This is a genomic window from Thauera aminoaromatica, from assembly GCF_000021765.1.
Taxonomy (GTDB): Bacteria; Pseudomonadota; Gammaproteobacteria; order Burkholderiales; family Rhodocyclaceae; genus Thauera; species Thauera aminoaromatica.
On record NC_011662.2, the window covers coordinates 673,045 to 686,710 of the forward strand.

At 69.3% G+C, this 13,666-nt stretch carries 11 protein-coding genes and 1 riboswitch; all 11 genes read left to right on the forward strand.

The annotated features are described in order from the left end of the window. Positions 1 to 202 precede the first annotated feature (202 nt). The 11 genes from TMZ1T_RS02890 to metH all read left to right on the forward strand — a co-directional run bounded on the left by TMZ1T_RS02890 (position 203) and on the right by metH (position 13,619). Entirely contained in the window at positions 203 to 454 is a 252-nt protein-coding gene (locus tag TMZ1T_RS02890) for an accessory factor UbiK family protein (protein ID WP_004326118.1), read from the forward strand. A gap of 271 nt (positions 455 to 725) precedes the next feature. After that, complete coding sequence (locus TMZ1T_RS02895) at positions 726 to 2,228, forward strand: YifB family Mg chelatase-like AAA ATPase (RefSeq protein ID WP_041589606.1); 1,503 nt, start codon at positions 726 to 728, stop codon at positions 2,226 to 2,228. Positions 2,229 to 2,294: 66 nt separating this feature from the next. Beyond that, positions 2,295 to 3,503 (forward strand): multidrug effflux MFS transporter, encoded by a 1,209-nt coding sequence (locus tag TMZ1T_RS02900; RefSeq protein ID WP_004310400.1) that lies wholly within the window; start codon positions 2,295 to 2,297, stop codon positions 3,501 to 3,503. 187 nt (positions 3,504 to 3,690) lie between these two features. Beyond that, positions 3,691 to 4,530, forward strand: a complete 840-nt coding sequence (locus tag TMZ1T_RS02905; protein ID WP_004310398.1) for an ABC transporter ATP-binding protein — start codon at positions 3,691 to 3,693, stop codon at positions 4,528 to 4,530. Beyond that, positions 4,530 to 5,234 (forward strand): ABC transporter ATP-binding protein, encoded by a 705-nt coding sequence (locus TMZ1T_RS02910; protein WP_004310396.1) that lies wholly within the window; start codon positions 4,530 to 4,532, stop codon positions 5,232 to 5,234. Before TMZ1T_RS02905 ends, TMZ1T_RS02910 begins: the two co-directional genes overlap by 1 nt. Before the next feature lie 15 nt (positions 5,235 to 5,249). After that, positions 5,250 to 6,119, forward strand: coding sequence for a branched-chain amino acid ABC transporter permease (locus TMZ1T_RS02915; protein ID WP_004310394.1), 870 nt, complete (start codon positions 5,250 to 5,252; stop codon positions 6,117 to 6,119). Beyond that, a complete protein-coding gene (locus tag TMZ1T_RS02920) occupies positions 6,119 to 7,063 on the forward strand; it encodes a branched-chain amino acid ABC transporter permease (RefSeq protein ID WP_004310392.1) in 945 nt (314 codons plus the stop codon). The genes TMZ1T_RS02915 and TMZ1T_RS02920 overlap by 1 nt, the downstream gene beginning before the upstream one ends. Before the next feature lie 93 nt (positions 7,064 to 7,156). Further along, entirely contained in the window at positions 7,157 to 8,362 is a 1,206-nt protein-coding gene (locus TMZ1T_RS02925; RefSeq protein WP_012584530.1) for an ABC transporter substrate-binding protein, read from the forward strand. A gap of 233 nt (positions 8,363 to 8,595) precedes the next feature. Further along, positions 8,596 to 9,087, forward strand: coding sequence for an outer membrane protein assembly factor BamE domain-containing protein (bamE, locus tag TMZ1T_RS02930; protein ID WP_012584531.1), 492 nt, complete (start codon positions 8,596 to 8,598; stop codon positions 9,085 to 9,087). Between the two features lie 13 nt (positions 9,088 to 9,100). After that, positions 9,101 to 9,724, forward strand: a complete 624-nt coding sequence (locus tag TMZ1T_RS02935) for a hypothetical protein (RefSeq protein WP_012584532.1) — start codon at positions 9,101 to 9,103, stop codon at positions 9,722 to 9,724. A gap of 46 nt (positions 9,725 to 9,770) precedes the next feature. Continuing rightward, positions 9,771 to 9,845, forward strand: a riboswitch (S-adenosyl-L-homocysteine riboswitch). Between the two features lie 75 nt (positions 9,846 to 9,920). Further along, positions 9,921 to 13,619 carry a methionine synthase gene (metH, locus tag TMZ1T_RS02940; protein ID WP_012584533.1) on the forward strand — a complete coding sequence of 1,233 codons (3,699 nt, stop codon included), beginning with the start codon at positions 9,921 to 9,923 and terminating at the stop codon, positions 13,617 to 13,619. The last annotated feature ends 47 nt before the right edge of the window (positions 13,620 to 13,666 follow it).

Sequence of the window (13,666 nt, forward strand, 5' to 3'; positions counted from 1 at the left end):
CGCGACTTGCGTCGCTCCTACGAAAACCTTCGCCCACCCCTGCGTCGCCCGGGCCCCTGCCGGAACGACGCAAGTCGTGATCACGGCAATGTCGCGCGCACCGCGCCTGCGCCGATCGTGTGCGGCGGGCCGCCGGCGCTCCAGTCGGCAGGGGCGTGCGTGCTAGACTCCGACGCCTCTGCAACCCGGAATCCACGCCATCATGAGCACGCCCCGCATCCTCGACGAAATCGGTGCCCGCCTCTCCGAACTCGCCGCCAACAGCCCCGTCCGCGACATCGAGAAGAACGCCAAGGCCATGCTCGGCTCGGCCTTCGGCAAGCTCGACCTGGTCACCCGCGAGGAATTCGAGGTGCAGCGCGAGGTGCTCGCGCAGGCGCGGCGCAAGCTCGCCGAGCTCGAGGCGCGCGTCGCCGAACTGGAAGCGAAGCTGGCCGGCGGCGACAAGGCCTGATCCAGCTGCGTTTCCACACGCTGCATTCGCGTCTGGCGGCGCTCCTGCGGAAACCGGCAAGGTTCCCGGAAACCTCGTAGGAGCGGCGCCAGCCGCGAACGGACGGTGGGTGGCGATGGGCGTCGCGACACGCTGGATGCTGCGTTCGCGTCTGCATGAAACACCGTATGCGTCTCGTGACCGAATGCCCCCGGTCCCGCGTTCCGCATATTTCTTTGTCATCGACCGCGGCTCCGCTAGACTGACGATTCCTTTCCGTCCGGAGTCGCAGATGTCGCTCGCCCTCGTTCATGCGCGCGCGCTCGACGGGATCGAGGCGCCCCCGGTCACGGTCGAGGTCCACCTGGGCAACGGCCTGCCGCAGTTCCATCTCGTCGGCCTCGCCGACACCGAGGTGCGCGAGGCGCGCGACCGCGTGCGTGCGGCGATCCAGTCGGCGCAGTTCGAGTTTCCCCAGCGCCGCATCACCGTCAACCTGGCGCCTGCAGACCTGCCCAAGGAGGGCGGGCGCTTCGATCTCGCGATCGCGATTGGCATCCTCGCCGCCTCCGGCCAGGTGGCCGAGCGGCTGCTCCCGCGCCTGGAGCTGTGCGGCGAGCTTTCGCTGAACGGCGGATTGCGCCCGGTGCGCGGGGTGCTCTCGGCAGCGCTCGCCGCCGCGCGCGCCGGACGCGCGCTGGTGCTGGCGCCCGCCAATGCGGCCGAGGCCGCGCTCGCGCGCAGCGCCACCGTGCTCCCGGCCGACAGCCTGGGCGCGGTGTGCGCGCATCTCAACGGACACACCCGCCTCGAGCCGGCGCTCGCGGCGGCCCCCGAGGACGAGGACGCCGCCGGGCTGCCCGATCTCGCCGATGTGCGCGGTCAACTGCAGGCGCGGCGTGCGCTCGAGGTCGCCGCGGCGGGCGGGCATTCCCTGCTGCTGTTCGGACCGCCGGGTACCGGCAAGTCGATGCTGGCGCAGCGTCTGCCCGGCGTGCTGCCGGCGATGGACGAGGACGAGGCGATCGAGGCCGCCGCGGTGGCCTCGATCGAGGGGCGCCTGGATCCGCGCAGCTTCCACCGCAGACCTTTTCGGTCGCCGCATCACTCGGCCTCGGCGGCGGCGCTGGTGGGCGGCGGCGCGGTGCCGCGCCCGGGCGAGATCTCGCTCGCGCACCACGGCGTGCTGTTCCTCGACGAGCTGCCCGAGTTCGACCGCCGTGTGCTCGAGTCCCTGCGCGAGCCGCTCGAGACCGGCACCGTCACGGTGTCGCGCGCGCGCCGGCGCGCCGAATTCCCTGCCCGCTTCCAGCTCGTCGCGGCAATGAATCCCTGTCCCTGCGGCCATCTCGGTGATCCGCGCCGCGCCTGCCGGTGCACGCCCGAGCAGGTGGCGCGCTACCGCGGGCGGCTGTCCGGCCCCTTTCTCGACCGCATCGACCTCACCGTCGAGGTGCCTGCAATCGCGCCGGAGGTCCTGCTCGAAAGCCCGCCGGGCGAGCCCTCCAGCGCGGTGCGCGCGCGGGTGGCGGCGGCGCGTGCGCTGCAGGCAACGCGTCAGGGCTGTCCGAACGCCCGCCTGCCGGCCGGCGAGGTGGAGCGCCACTGTCGCCCCGATCCGGGCGGCGAAACCCTGCTGCGCCAGGCGATGCAGCGGCTCGACCTGTCGGCGCGGGCGTATCATCGTGTCCTGCGCGTCGCGCGCACGCTCGCCGATCTCGCCGGCGCGTCCCGTCCGGGGGCAGCCCAGGTGGCCGAGGCGATCCAGTACCGGCGCAGCCTCGACTCCCGCTGAACGACCCCGCGCCCCGTGCGCCGTCGGCTGCGGACGACGACACCAGGAGTCCGCCCCAAGGCGTACATGATCCGACCGCTCACCCACGCCCGCCTCGCTTCGCTGCTGGCAGCCCTGTCCTCGATCGGCCCGTTCGCGATCGATGCCTATCTGCCCGCCTTTCCGGCGATCGCGGCGGCGTTGGGCGCGAGCCGGCTGGAGGTGCAGCAGACGCTGACGATCTACATGGTGGCGCTCGCGTCCATGGTGCTATGGCACGGCGCGCTCGCCGACCGTTTCGGGCGTCGCCGCGTGCTGGTCGCGTTGACGGTGGTGTTCGCGCTCGCCTCGCTGGTGTGCGCGCTGGCGCCGAGCATCGAGTGGCTGTGGTTCGGGCGCGCGCTGCAGGGGCTGAGCGGCGGCGCGGGCATCGTGGTCGGGCGTGCGGTGGTGCGCGACCTGCACGAGGGGCCGCAGGCGCAGCGCCTGATGTCGCGGGTGATGCTGATCTTCGCGCTCGCTCCGGCGCTGGCGCCGATGCTGGGCGCGGGCCTGCTCGCGCTCGCAGGCTGGCGGGCGATCTTCTTCTTCCTCGCCCTTTTCGGGCTCGCGCTCGCGTGGACGACGTGGCGCTTCCTGCCCGAGACGCTCGCCGAGGAGGACCGCCAGCCGCTGCATCCGCGGCCGCTGCTGCGCGCCTACCTGGCGATCTTCCGCCACCCGGCCTTCATGTTGCTGGCGCTCGGGGTGGCGCTGAACTTCAACGGTTTCTTCCTCTACGTGCTCTCGGCGCCGGTGTTCATCCTCGAGCATCTGAGCCTGGGCAGTGGCGGTTTCGTGTGGCTGTTCGGTCCGGCGGTGGGCGGGATGATGATCGGCTCGACGCTCTCCGAGCGCGTGGCCGGGCGCTGGTCGCCGGTGCGCACGGTGGGCTTCGGCTTCGTCTTGATGTTCGCGGCGGTGGTGGCCAACGCCGCGGTGTCGGGCCTCCTCGTCCCCGCGGTGCCGGTCTCGGTGCTGCCGATCGGCTTGTTCAGCTGCGGCATGGCGGTGGCGATGCCGAGCATGAGCCTGCTCGGGCTGGAGATCTTTCCCGAGCGCCGCGGAATGGCGTCGAGCTGCCAGAGCTTCCTGCAGATCGGCTTCAACGCGGCAAGCTCGGCGCTGGTGGCGCCGCTGTTGTGGTCGAGTCCGCTCGGGCTGGCGTCGGGGATGGGCATGTTCACCGCGCTCGGCCTGTGTGCGTGGATGGCATGGTGGCGGCTGGGCGCGCACGTGCGCGAGGGTGCGGCGTAGCAAGGTCGCGCCACGCCCGTAGTGGTTGGCCCCTATTTTTGTCGCGGATGCATTCGGCTAAGGTCACGCCTCGTTCTAGTATCCGTGTGTTATCGACCGCCCTGCTCGGGGCGTCACGTTCATGTGCCGGTGGGCCGGCTCACGCCGCCTCTGTCGCGCTCTTCTCGCCGCAAGGAATCGCAACGCTATGCTCGAAGTGGATGGCCTGGTCAAAGCCTTCGGCGGCTTCCATGCCGTGGATGGCTGCACCCTGCGGGTGGCCAAGGGCGAGATCCTCGGCCTCATCGGCCCCAACGGCGCGGGCAAGACCACGCTGTTCAACCTGGTCGCCGGCGCCCTGCAGCCGACCGCGGGCACCATCCGCTTCCTCGGCGAGGACATCACCGCGCTGCCTACCGACGCGCGCTTCCACAAAGGCCTGGTACGCACCTTCCAGATCCCCCACGAGTTCCACAACCTCACCGCGCGCGAGAATCTGATGATGGTGCCGCCGCGGCAACCCGGCGAGAACCTCTTCGCCAACTGGTTCGCCGCCGGCAAGGTGCGCGCGGCCGAAGAGGCGGTGCGCCAGAAGGCCGACGACACGCTCGCCTTCCTGGAACTGACTCACGTCGCCGACGAGCGCGCGGGCAACCTGTCCGGCGGGCAGAAGAAACTGCTCGAGCTCGGCCGCACGATGATGACCGACGCCAAACTGGTGTTGCTCGACGAGCCCGCCGCCGGTGTCAACCGCACCCTGCTGCGCAAGCTCGAGGAGAAGATCCTCATCCTCAACCGCGAGCGCGGCTACACCTTCATCCTCATCGAGCACGACATGGAGATGATCGAGAAGCTGTGCGCTCCGGTGGTGTGCATGGCCGAGGGCAAGGTGCTGATCCAGGGCGATTTCCATACAGTGCGCTCCGATTCCCGCGTGCTCGAGGCCTACCTCGGCGAGACGCCGACCGCGGTCGAGCGCGAGGCTGCCGAGCACGACCCCAAGGTCGAGGAACTGCGCGAGCAGGAACTGCACCGGGAGGACCTGTGATGGCGCTCCTCGAAATGAAGGACGTGCGCGGCGGCTACGGCGACGCCGACATCCTGCACGGGGTGTCGATGACCGTGGGCGAGCGCGAGATCGTCGTCATCGTCGGCCCCAACGGCGCCGGCAAGTCCACCGCGATGAAATCCGTGTTCGGCCTGCTCACGATCCGCGGCGGCAATATCGTCTTCGACGGCGAGGACATCACCGGCTGGGCGCCCGACCGCATCGTGCAGCGCGGCATCTGCTACGTGCCGCAGGTGGACAACGTGTTCCGCGAGATGACGGTGCACGAGAACTTCGAGATGGGCGCCTTCCTGCGCCGCGGCGACCTCGCCGCCGCCTACGATCGCATCTACGGGCTCTTCCCCGACCTCAAGGCCAAGCGCCGCAACCTTGCCGGCGACCTTTCCGGCGGCCAGCGCCAGATGGTGGCGATGGGGCGCGCGCTGATGCTCGATCCCAAGCTGCTGCTGCTCGACGAACCCACCGCCGGCCTCTCCCCCAAGTACATGGAACAGATCTTCCAGATCACCCGCGACGTGCGCGACGCCGGTGTCTCCATCCTGCTCGTCGAGCAGCACGCCAAGCAGGCGCTCGCCTTCTGCGACCGCGGCTACGTGCTCGCCACCGGCGCCAACCGCCACGAGGGCAGCGGACAGGCCCTGCTCGCGGATCGCGAGGTGGCCGAAATGTTCCTCGGCGGCTAAGGGAGTCCGGCGCTCATGAGCTTCATGGACTTCCTCAACTTCCACATCGTGCCCGGCGTCGTGCTCGGCTCGATCTACGCGGTGGGCGCGATCGGGATCACGCTGGTGTTCGGCATCCTGCGCTTCTCCCACTTCGCCCACGGCGACATGGCCACGCTGGGCGCCTTCGTCGCGCTCGCCCTGGTCACCGCCGGGCTCACCCCTTGGGCGGCGCTGCCGATCGCGATGGCGGCGGTCGCGGTGGTGGCGATCGTCGTCGACAAGCTGTTCTACGACTACCTCAAGGCACGGCCCAAGATCATGACCGTGATGGCCTCGCTCGGCGTCGCGCTGATGCTGCGCGCGGTGGTGCAGGTGGTGTTCGGCGTCGATCCGCGCACCTACGCCAGCGGCATCGTGCGCCCGGACGAATACTTCGGCATCCTGCTGCGCGACCGCGAGCTGTACACGCTGGCCGCGGTGGTGGCGATCGTGATCGGGCTGACCCTTTTCCTGCGCCATTCGCGCTGGGGCAAGGCGATGCGGGCGATGTCGGACAACCCCGACCTCGCGCGGCTTTCGGGCGTGGATAACCGCAAGGTCACCATGCTCACCTGGGCGATCGTCGGCGCGCTGTGCGCGGCCTCGGGCTTCATGCTCGGCATCAACAACGAGCTGCACTCGATGATGGGCTGGCAGGTGCTGCTGCCGATGTTCGCCGCCGCCATCCTCGGTGGTGTGGGTCGGGTCGAGGGCGCGGTGCTCGGCGGGCTGATCGTGGGCATCGCCGAGGAGCTGTCGATCTTCATCCTGCCGGCGCAGTACAAGGCGGCCACCGCCTTCGCGCTGCTGCTGCTGATCCTGCTCGTCCGCCCGCGCGGCCTGCTCAACGGCAAGGTGCTCTGATGGATCTGCTCGGACTCGCCAACTACGCGGTCTTCATGGCCATCCTGATCGGCATCTACGCGCTGCTCGCGCTCGGGCTGAACATCCAGTGGGGCTTCACCGGCCTTTTCAACGCCGGCATCGCGGGCTTCTTCGCGGTCGGCGCCTACACCTCCGCGATCCTCACCAGCCTGCCCGCCACCGGCCGGCTGGGCGGTTACGAGCTGCCGCTCGTGGTCGGCTGGCTGGCGGCGATGGCGGCGGCGGCGCTGATCGCGTGGCCGATCGGCAAGATCTGCCTGCGCTTCCGCTCCGACTACCTCGCCATCGCCACCATCGGCATCGCCGAGATCATCCGCCTTGTGATCCGCACCGAAGGCTGGCTCACCGGCGGCGTGCGCGGCGTCACCGGCGTGCCCCGTCCCTTCGGCGACCTCGACTACATGCCCTCGCAGATCGCCTACCTGGCGATCGTCGCCACCCTGGTGCTGATCGCCTACCTGCTCGTCGAGCGCCAGGTGAAGGCGCCGTGGGGGCGCATGATGCGGGCGATCCGCGACAACGAGCTCGCCGCCGCGGCGATGGGCAAGCAGGTCGAGGCGCGCCGGCTGCAGGCCTTCGTGTTCGGCTCGGCGCTGATGGGGCTGGCGGGCGCGCTGTTCGTGCACTTCAACCGCTCGATCACCCCCGAGGCGATCGACCCCATGATCGCCACTTTCCTCATCTGGATCATGCTGATCCTGGGCGGCTCCGGGAACAACCGCGGTGCCATCCTCGGCGCGGCGGTCATCTGGATCATCTGGTCGGTGTCCGAGCTGCTCACCGACCGCCTGCCCACCGAGGTCGCGGTGCAGGCCAAGTATGCGCGCGTGTTCATCATCGGCCTGACCTTGCAGCTGGTGCTGCGCTTCCGCCCCGAGGGCATCCTGCCCGAGCGCCAGGCGGGTTCGCCGCCGCATCGTTGAGCTGCGCGCGACCGTGACCAGAACTTCGTGGCGGGCCCGCGGCGGGCCCGCATCGTCCATCAGGTGCTTCGGCACATTCAGGAGGTGACAAAGGTGAAGAAAAGAACAGTCGCAGCAGTGGTCGGCGCCATGCTCGGCGCCGCGGTCGTCGCCGCACCGGCCCACGCCCAGGACGTCAAGCTCGGCCTGATGGCGGCCATCTCGGGCCCGATCGCGGCGCTCGCGCCGCCGATGGCGGCGGCCTCCAAGCTGGCGGTCGCCCACGTCAACGAACAGGGCGGCATCCTCAAGGGCGGCAAGCTCGAGGTCGTGCTCGGCGACAGCGCCTGCAACCCGCAGAACGCCACCGACGTCGCCACCAAGGCGGTGAACATCGACCGCGTGATCGCGGTCGTCGGTCCGGCCTGCTCGGGCGCGGTGCTCGCCTCGGCGAACTCGGTGACCATCCCCGCCGGCGTTCTGATGATCACCCCTTCCGGCACCTCGCCCGAGATCACCAAGCTCAAGGACAAGGACCTCGTCTACCGCACGCTGCCGTCCGACGACTACCAGGGCCGCGCCCTGGCGCGCACCCTCAAGGCGCGCGGCATCTCCAAGGTGGCGGTGGCCTACCTGAACAACGATTACGGCAAGGGCCTGGCCGAATCCTTCAAGTCCGAGTTCGAGGCCAACGGCGGCACCATCGCCGGCTATTCGGGCCACGAGGAGGGCAAGGCCTCCTACCGCTCCGAGCTGGCCACGCTCGCCCGCGGTGGCGCAGACACCCTGGTCATCTTCGATTACGGCGATGGCACCGGCCTGAGCATCCTGCGCCAGTCGCTCGAGAACAACTTCTTCAAGACCTTCGTCGGCGCCGACGGCATGAAGTCCGAGGGTCTGGTCAAGGCGATCGGCGCGGCCAACCTCGGTGGCTTCTTCGTGTCCGCCCCGGTGGGCGAGGCCTCGGCCTCGCTCGACAACTTCAACAAGGCCTTCAAGGCCGCGGGCGAGAACATCGACGCCGTGTTCGCCACCACCTCCTACGACGCCGCCTTCCTCGCCGCGCTGGCGATCGAGAAGGCGGGGGGCGACAAGACCAAGCTGGCCGAGTCGCTGCGCGCGGTGGCGACCGCGCCCGGCGAGCCGATCCTGGCGGGCGAGTGGGCCAAGGCCAAGAAGCTGATCGCCGAAGGCAAGGACATCGACTACAAGGGCGCCGGCGGCGACCACGAGTTCGATGCCGCCGGCGACGTGCCGGGCAACTACGCCTTCTTCAAGGTCAGCGGCAACAGGTACGAGTCGATCGCCGACATGAAGTGATCGCGCCCGCCCGCTCGGCGGGCGGCTTGTTCCGAAATGCAAGCGTTCGCGGCCGCCGCCGCGAGCGCTTGCGACCCCCGCGTGCGATTGCAAAGCCTCACCATTCCCCGATTGCAAAACGGCTCGGCATCATCGATGCTGATGGCGTCGCTGCGCTCCCGGCCGGGCCCGTGCATGGCTGGAGGGCGTCCCGGCGGCCGCTGGCACATGCCGTCGATCAACGGAGAATCCGGATGAAACGCATCCTCGCCTGGCTTTGTGGCCTGCTGTCCGCGCTCGGCATCACGGCCTGCGACTATATCAACGTGAAGGAGCTCAAGCCCGGGGTGTCCACCTCCGCCGAGGTGCGCGAGCGCTTCGGCCCGCCACACATGGAATGGCGCAACGAGGACGGCTCGCTCACCTGGGAGTTCAGCCGTCAGCCGGAGGGGATCGAGTGCTTCATGATCACCATCGGCCCCGACCAGATCCTGCGCCGCATCGACCAGGTGCTGAACGAGGAGACCTTCGCCAAGGTCCAACACGGCATGAATGGCGACCAGGTGCGTCGCCTGCTTGGCAAGCCGGCGTCCAGCCAGTTCTTCCAGCTCAAGCAGGAGACGGTGTGGGAGTGGCGGATCTCGCGCGGTCCCGACGGCACGAACGATCCGGTCTTCTTCACGGTGTCGTTCAACAACGAAGGGCGAGTGACCGGAACCGGAAGACATACCCAGTTCAAGCGTTAGCAGGGAGGCCTCGATGTATTTCCCCAGCACCCCGTCCGTCCGCGCCCAGGCTTCGCCGCTGTGCTGGCTGTGGCCTGTATTGCTGGCCGTCCTGCTCGCAGGTTGCGCGAGCTTCGAGCCGCCGCGTCCCTACACCACAGAGGCCGAGGCCCTGTCCGCGCGCGGTGAGCCCACGCGGCGCTGGAACAACGACGACGGCACGGTCACGCTGGAGTATTCCACCCAGCCCAACGGTCGCAGCTGCCTGATGGTGCAGGTCGACCGGGGCGGGATCGTGCTGCGCCAGTGGGATGCGCTCGCCCCCGAGAATCTCGCCCGCGTCGAGCGCGGCATGGACAAGGAGCAGGTCTCGCGCCTGCTCGGCACCCACCGCTCCGAGCAGCGCTTCCGCAACTCGGGCGAGGAGGTGTGGGACTGGAACATCCGCAACGACGGTCCTGGGATCGCCGTCCTGTTCAACGTGCACTTCATCGACGGCAAGGTGGTGCGGACCAGCCAGACCTACGTGTTCCCGCGTGACGGCGCCGTCCTCGGGGGCTGGAGCGGCTACTACGGCCATCCCTGGGGCTGGGGCATCGGCTGGGGTTATCCCGGCCCCTTCTTCCCGCGGCCGTTCGGGCACCCCTTCTTCTGGTAGGCCGCCGCCCTTGGCAGCGGGCGCATGCTGCCGATAGAATTCTGGGCCTGCCGAGGAGCGCTGCGACCCCCTGATCGATCCGGGGCCAGGCTCGGCAACCGATCAACGGCGCTCACAAACCTTCAGCCGGTTTGTGGCGCCGTTCGCATTTGTGCGTGGCGTTGCCCGGCGACCGTCGAACGACCGAGGACATCCCATGCAAGCCGACCGCAGCATCGAACTCCGCCAGCTTCTCGCCGAGCGCATCCTGATCCTGGACGGCGCCATGGGCACGATGATCCAGCAGGAGAAGCTGGGCGAGGCGGACTACCGCGGCGAGCGCTTCCTCGACCACCCCAAGGACCTCAAGGGCAACAACGATCTGCTGGTGCTCACGCGTCCGGACGTGGTCGCCGGTATCCATCGCGCCTACCTCGAGGCTGGCGCCGACCTCATCGAGACCAACACCTTCAACGCCACCCGCGTGTCGCAGGCGGAGTACGGCCTGGAGGCGCTGGCCTACGAGCTCAACGTCGAGGGCGCCCGCCTGGTGCGCCGGCTGTGCGACGAATACACCGCAAAGGACCCCGCCAGGCCGCGCTTCTGCGCCGGCGTGCTCGGGCCGACCTCGCGCACGCTGTCGATCTCGCCCGATGTGAACGATCCCGGCTACCGCAACATCAGCTTCGATGCGCTTGCCGACGACTACTACGCCTCGGCGAAGGGCCTGCTCGAAGGCGGTGCCGACATCCTGCTGATCGAGACCATCTTCGATACGCTGAATGCCAAGGCGGCGGTGTTCGCGATCGAGAAGCTGTTCGAGGACCTCGGCCGGCGCTGGCCGGTGATGATCTCCGGCACCATCACCGACGCCTCGGGCCGCACGCTGTCGGGCCAGACCGCGGAGGCCTTCTGGAACTCGCTCGGCCACGCGCAGCCGATCAGCTTCGGCCTCAACTGCGCGCTCGGCGCCGACCAGCTGCGCCAGTACGTCGAGGAACTCTCCACCGCCTGCGACACCCACGTGTCCGCCCACCCCAACGCCGGCCTGCCCAACCCGCTGTCGCCCACCGGCTACGACGAGACGCCCGAGCACCTCGCCGGCCAGATTCGCGAGTGGGCGCAGAGCGGCCTGGTGAACATCGTCGGCGGCTGCTGCGGCACCACGCCGGCGCACATCGCGGCGATCGCCGAAGCGGTCCGGGGCCTGGCGCCGCGCGCCGTGCCGGTGCTGGAGAAAAAGCTGCGCCTGTCCGGGCTGGAGCCCTTCAACGTCGGCGGCGACAGTCTTTTCGTCAACGTCGGCGAGCGCACCAACGTCACCGGTTCCAAGGCCTTCGCGCGCATGATCCTCGAGGGCCGCTTCGACGACGCGCTCGCGGTGGCGCGCCAGCAGGTCGAAAACGGTGCCCAGGTCATCGACATCAACATGGACGAGGCGATGCTGGATTCGGTCGCCGCCATGGAGCGCTTCTGCAAGTTGATCGCCACCGAGCCCGACATCTCGCGTGTGCCGATCATGCTCGACTCGTCGAAGTGGTCGGTGATCGAGGCCGGCCTCAAGTGCATCCAGGGCAAGGGCGTGGTCAACTCGATCTCGATGAAGGAGGGCGAGGCAGAGTTCCTGCGCCAGGCGCGGCTCGCACGCCGCTATGGTGCGGCAGTGATCGTGATGGCCTTCGACGAAAAGGGTCAGGCCGACACCTTCCGCCGCAAGACCGAGATCTGCGAGCGCGCCTACAGGCTGCTGGTGAAGCCGGTGGCCGAGGGCGGCGCCGGCTTCCCGGCCGAGGACATCATCTTCGACCCCAACATCTTCGCCATCGCCACCGGCATCGAGGAGCACGACAACTACGCGGTCGACTTCATCAACGCGGTGGCCTGGATCAAGGAGAACCTGCCGTACGCCAAGACCTCGGGCGGGGTGTCGAACGTGTCCTTCAGCTTCCGCGGCAACGACCCGGTGCGCGAGGCGATCCACACCGTGTTCCTCTACCACGCGATCAAGGCCGGCTTGTCGATGGGCATCGTCAATGCCGGCCAGCTCGGCGTCTATGACGAGCTCGCGCCCGAGCTGCGCGACAAGGTCGAGGACGTGGTGATGAACCGCAAGCCCGGGGCGGGCGAGGCGCTGGTCGAGTTCGCGCAGACGGTGAAGGGCCAGGCCAAGGAGTCCGCGCAGGACCTCGCCTGGCGCGAGTGGGCGGTCGAGGAGCGCTTGAGCCACGCGCTGGTCAAGGGCATCACCGAGTTCGTCGTCGCCGATACCGAGGAGGTGAGGGCGAAGCTGGAGGCCGCGGGCAAGCCGCCGCTGGCGGTGATCGAGGGCCCGCTGATGGCCGGCATGAACGTGGTCGGCGACCTCTTCGGCGCGGGCAAGATGTTCCTGCCCCAGGTGGTGAAGTCGGCGCGCGTCATGAAGCAGGCGGTGGCGCACCTGATCCCCTACATCGAGGCCGAGAAGCTGCGCACCGGCGCCAGCAGCAAGGGCCGTATCGTCGTCGCCACGGTCAAGGGCGACGTGCACGACATCGGCAAGAACATCGTCGGCGTGGTGCTCGGCTGCAATGGCTACGAGGTGATCGACCTCGGCGTGATGGTGCCGGCAGCGAAGATCCTCGAGGCGGCGAAGGAGCACGGCGCGCAGGCGATCGGCCTGTCCGGCCTGATCACGCCCTCGCTCGAGGAGATGGCCCACGTCGCCGCCGAGATGAAGCGCCAGGGCTTTTCCGTGCCGCTGCTGATCGGCGGCGCCACCACCAGCCGCAACCACACCGCGATCAAGATCGCGCCGCACTACGATCAGCCGGTGGTGTACGTGCCCGACGCCTCGCGTGCGGTGGGCGTGGTCACCGCGCTGCTGTCCGAAGGCCGGAGCGAGGCCTTCAAGGCCGAGGTCGCCGCCGACTACGAGAAGATCCGCGCGCTGCACGCCAACAAGAAGGGCATGCAGTTGGTGAGCCTCGAGGCTGCGCGCGCCAACGCCTTCCGCGTCGCCTCCGAATACCAGCCGCCGCGCCCGAACATGCTGGGCGTGCAGGCGATCGACGTCGAGCTCGGCGAGCTGGTCGACTACATCGACTGGGGCCCGTTCTTCCAGACCTGGGACCTCGCCGGCCGCTTCCCCGCCATCCTCGACGACGAAGTGGTGGGTGAGGCCGCGCGCAACGTGTTCGCCGACGGCAAGGCGATGCTGGACAAGATCGTCGCCGAGGAGTGGCTGCAGGCGAAGGCGGTGTTCGGCCTGTTCCCGGCCAACGCGGTGGGCGACGACATCGAGCTCTACACCGGCGAGGACCGCAAGCACCTGGCCATGGTGTGGCACGGCCTGCGTCAGCAGCACGAGCGCCCGGCGGGCAAGCCGCACTGGTGCCTCGCGGACTTCGTCGCGCCCAAGGACTCGGGCGTGCCCGACTGGGTCGGCGCCTTCGCGGTGACCGCCGGCCTCGGCATCGAGCCCAGGGTCGCCGCGTTCGAGGCCGCGCACGACGACTACCACGCGATCATGTTGAAGAGCCTGGCCGACCGCCTCGCCGAGGCCTGCGCCGAGTGGCTGCACGAGCGCGTGCGCCGCGAGTGCTGGGGCTACGCCGCCGACGAGACGCTCGACAACGCCGCGCTGATCGCCGAGCAGTACCGCGGCATCCGCCCGGCGCCGGGCTATCCGGCCTGCCCGGACCACACCGTCAAGGGTCCGCTGTTCGAGCTCCTCGGCGCGCGCGAGCGCATCGGCATGGAGCTCACCGAGAGCTACGCGATGATGCCGGCGGCGGCGGTGAGCGGCTTCTACTTCGCCCACCCCGAGAGCCACTATTTCGCGATCTCGAAGATCGGCCGCGACCAGCTCGAGGACTGGGCGCGCCGTACCGGCATGGAGGTCGACGAAGCCGCGCGCTGGCTGGCGCCGCTGCTCTGAGCGGGCGCCCGTCCCGCCGCCCGCCTGCGCGCGAGGTTCTTCACGCG

Coding starts and splice junctions, on each gene's coding strand:
- TMZ1T_RS02935 (WP_012584532.1), top strand. CDS start 9,101: ATGTATTTCCCCAGCACCCCGTCCGTCCGCGCCCAGGCTTCGCCGCTG.
- metH (WP_012584533.1), top strand. CDS start 9,921: ATGCAAGCCGACCGCAGCATCGAACTCCGCCAGCTTCTCGCCGAGCGC.
- TMZ1T_RS02920 (WP_004310392.1), top strand. CDS start 6,119: ATGGATCTGCTCGGACTCGCCAACTACGCGGTCTTCATGGCCATCCTG.
- TMZ1T_RS02915 (WP_004310394.1), top strand. CDS start 5,250: ATGAGCTTCATGGACTTCCTCAACTTCCACATCGTGCCCGGCGTCGTG.
- TMZ1T_RS02890 (WP_004326118.1), top strand. CDS start 203: ATGAGCACGCCCCGCATCCTCGACGAAATCGGTGCCCGCCTCTCCGAA.
- TMZ1T_RS02895 (WP_041589606.1), top strand. CDS start 726: ATGTCGCTCGCCCTCGTTCATGCGCGCGCGCTCGACGGGATCGAGGCG.
- TMZ1T_RS02910 (WP_004310396.1), top strand. CDS start 4,530: ATGGCGCTCCTCGAAATGAAGGACGTGCGCGGCGGCTACGGCGACGCC.
- TMZ1T_RS02900 (WP_004310400.1), top strand. CDS start 2,295: ATGATCCGACCGCTCACCCACGCCCGCCTCGCTTCGCTGCTGGCAGCC.
- bamE (WP_012584531.1), top strand. CDS start 8,596: ATGAAACGCATCCTCGCCTGGCTTTGTGGCCTGCTGTCCGCGCTCGGC.
- TMZ1T_RS02905 (WP_004310398.1), top strand. CDS start 3,691: ATGCTCGAAGTGGATGGCCTGGTCAAAGCCTTCGGCGGCTTCCATGCC.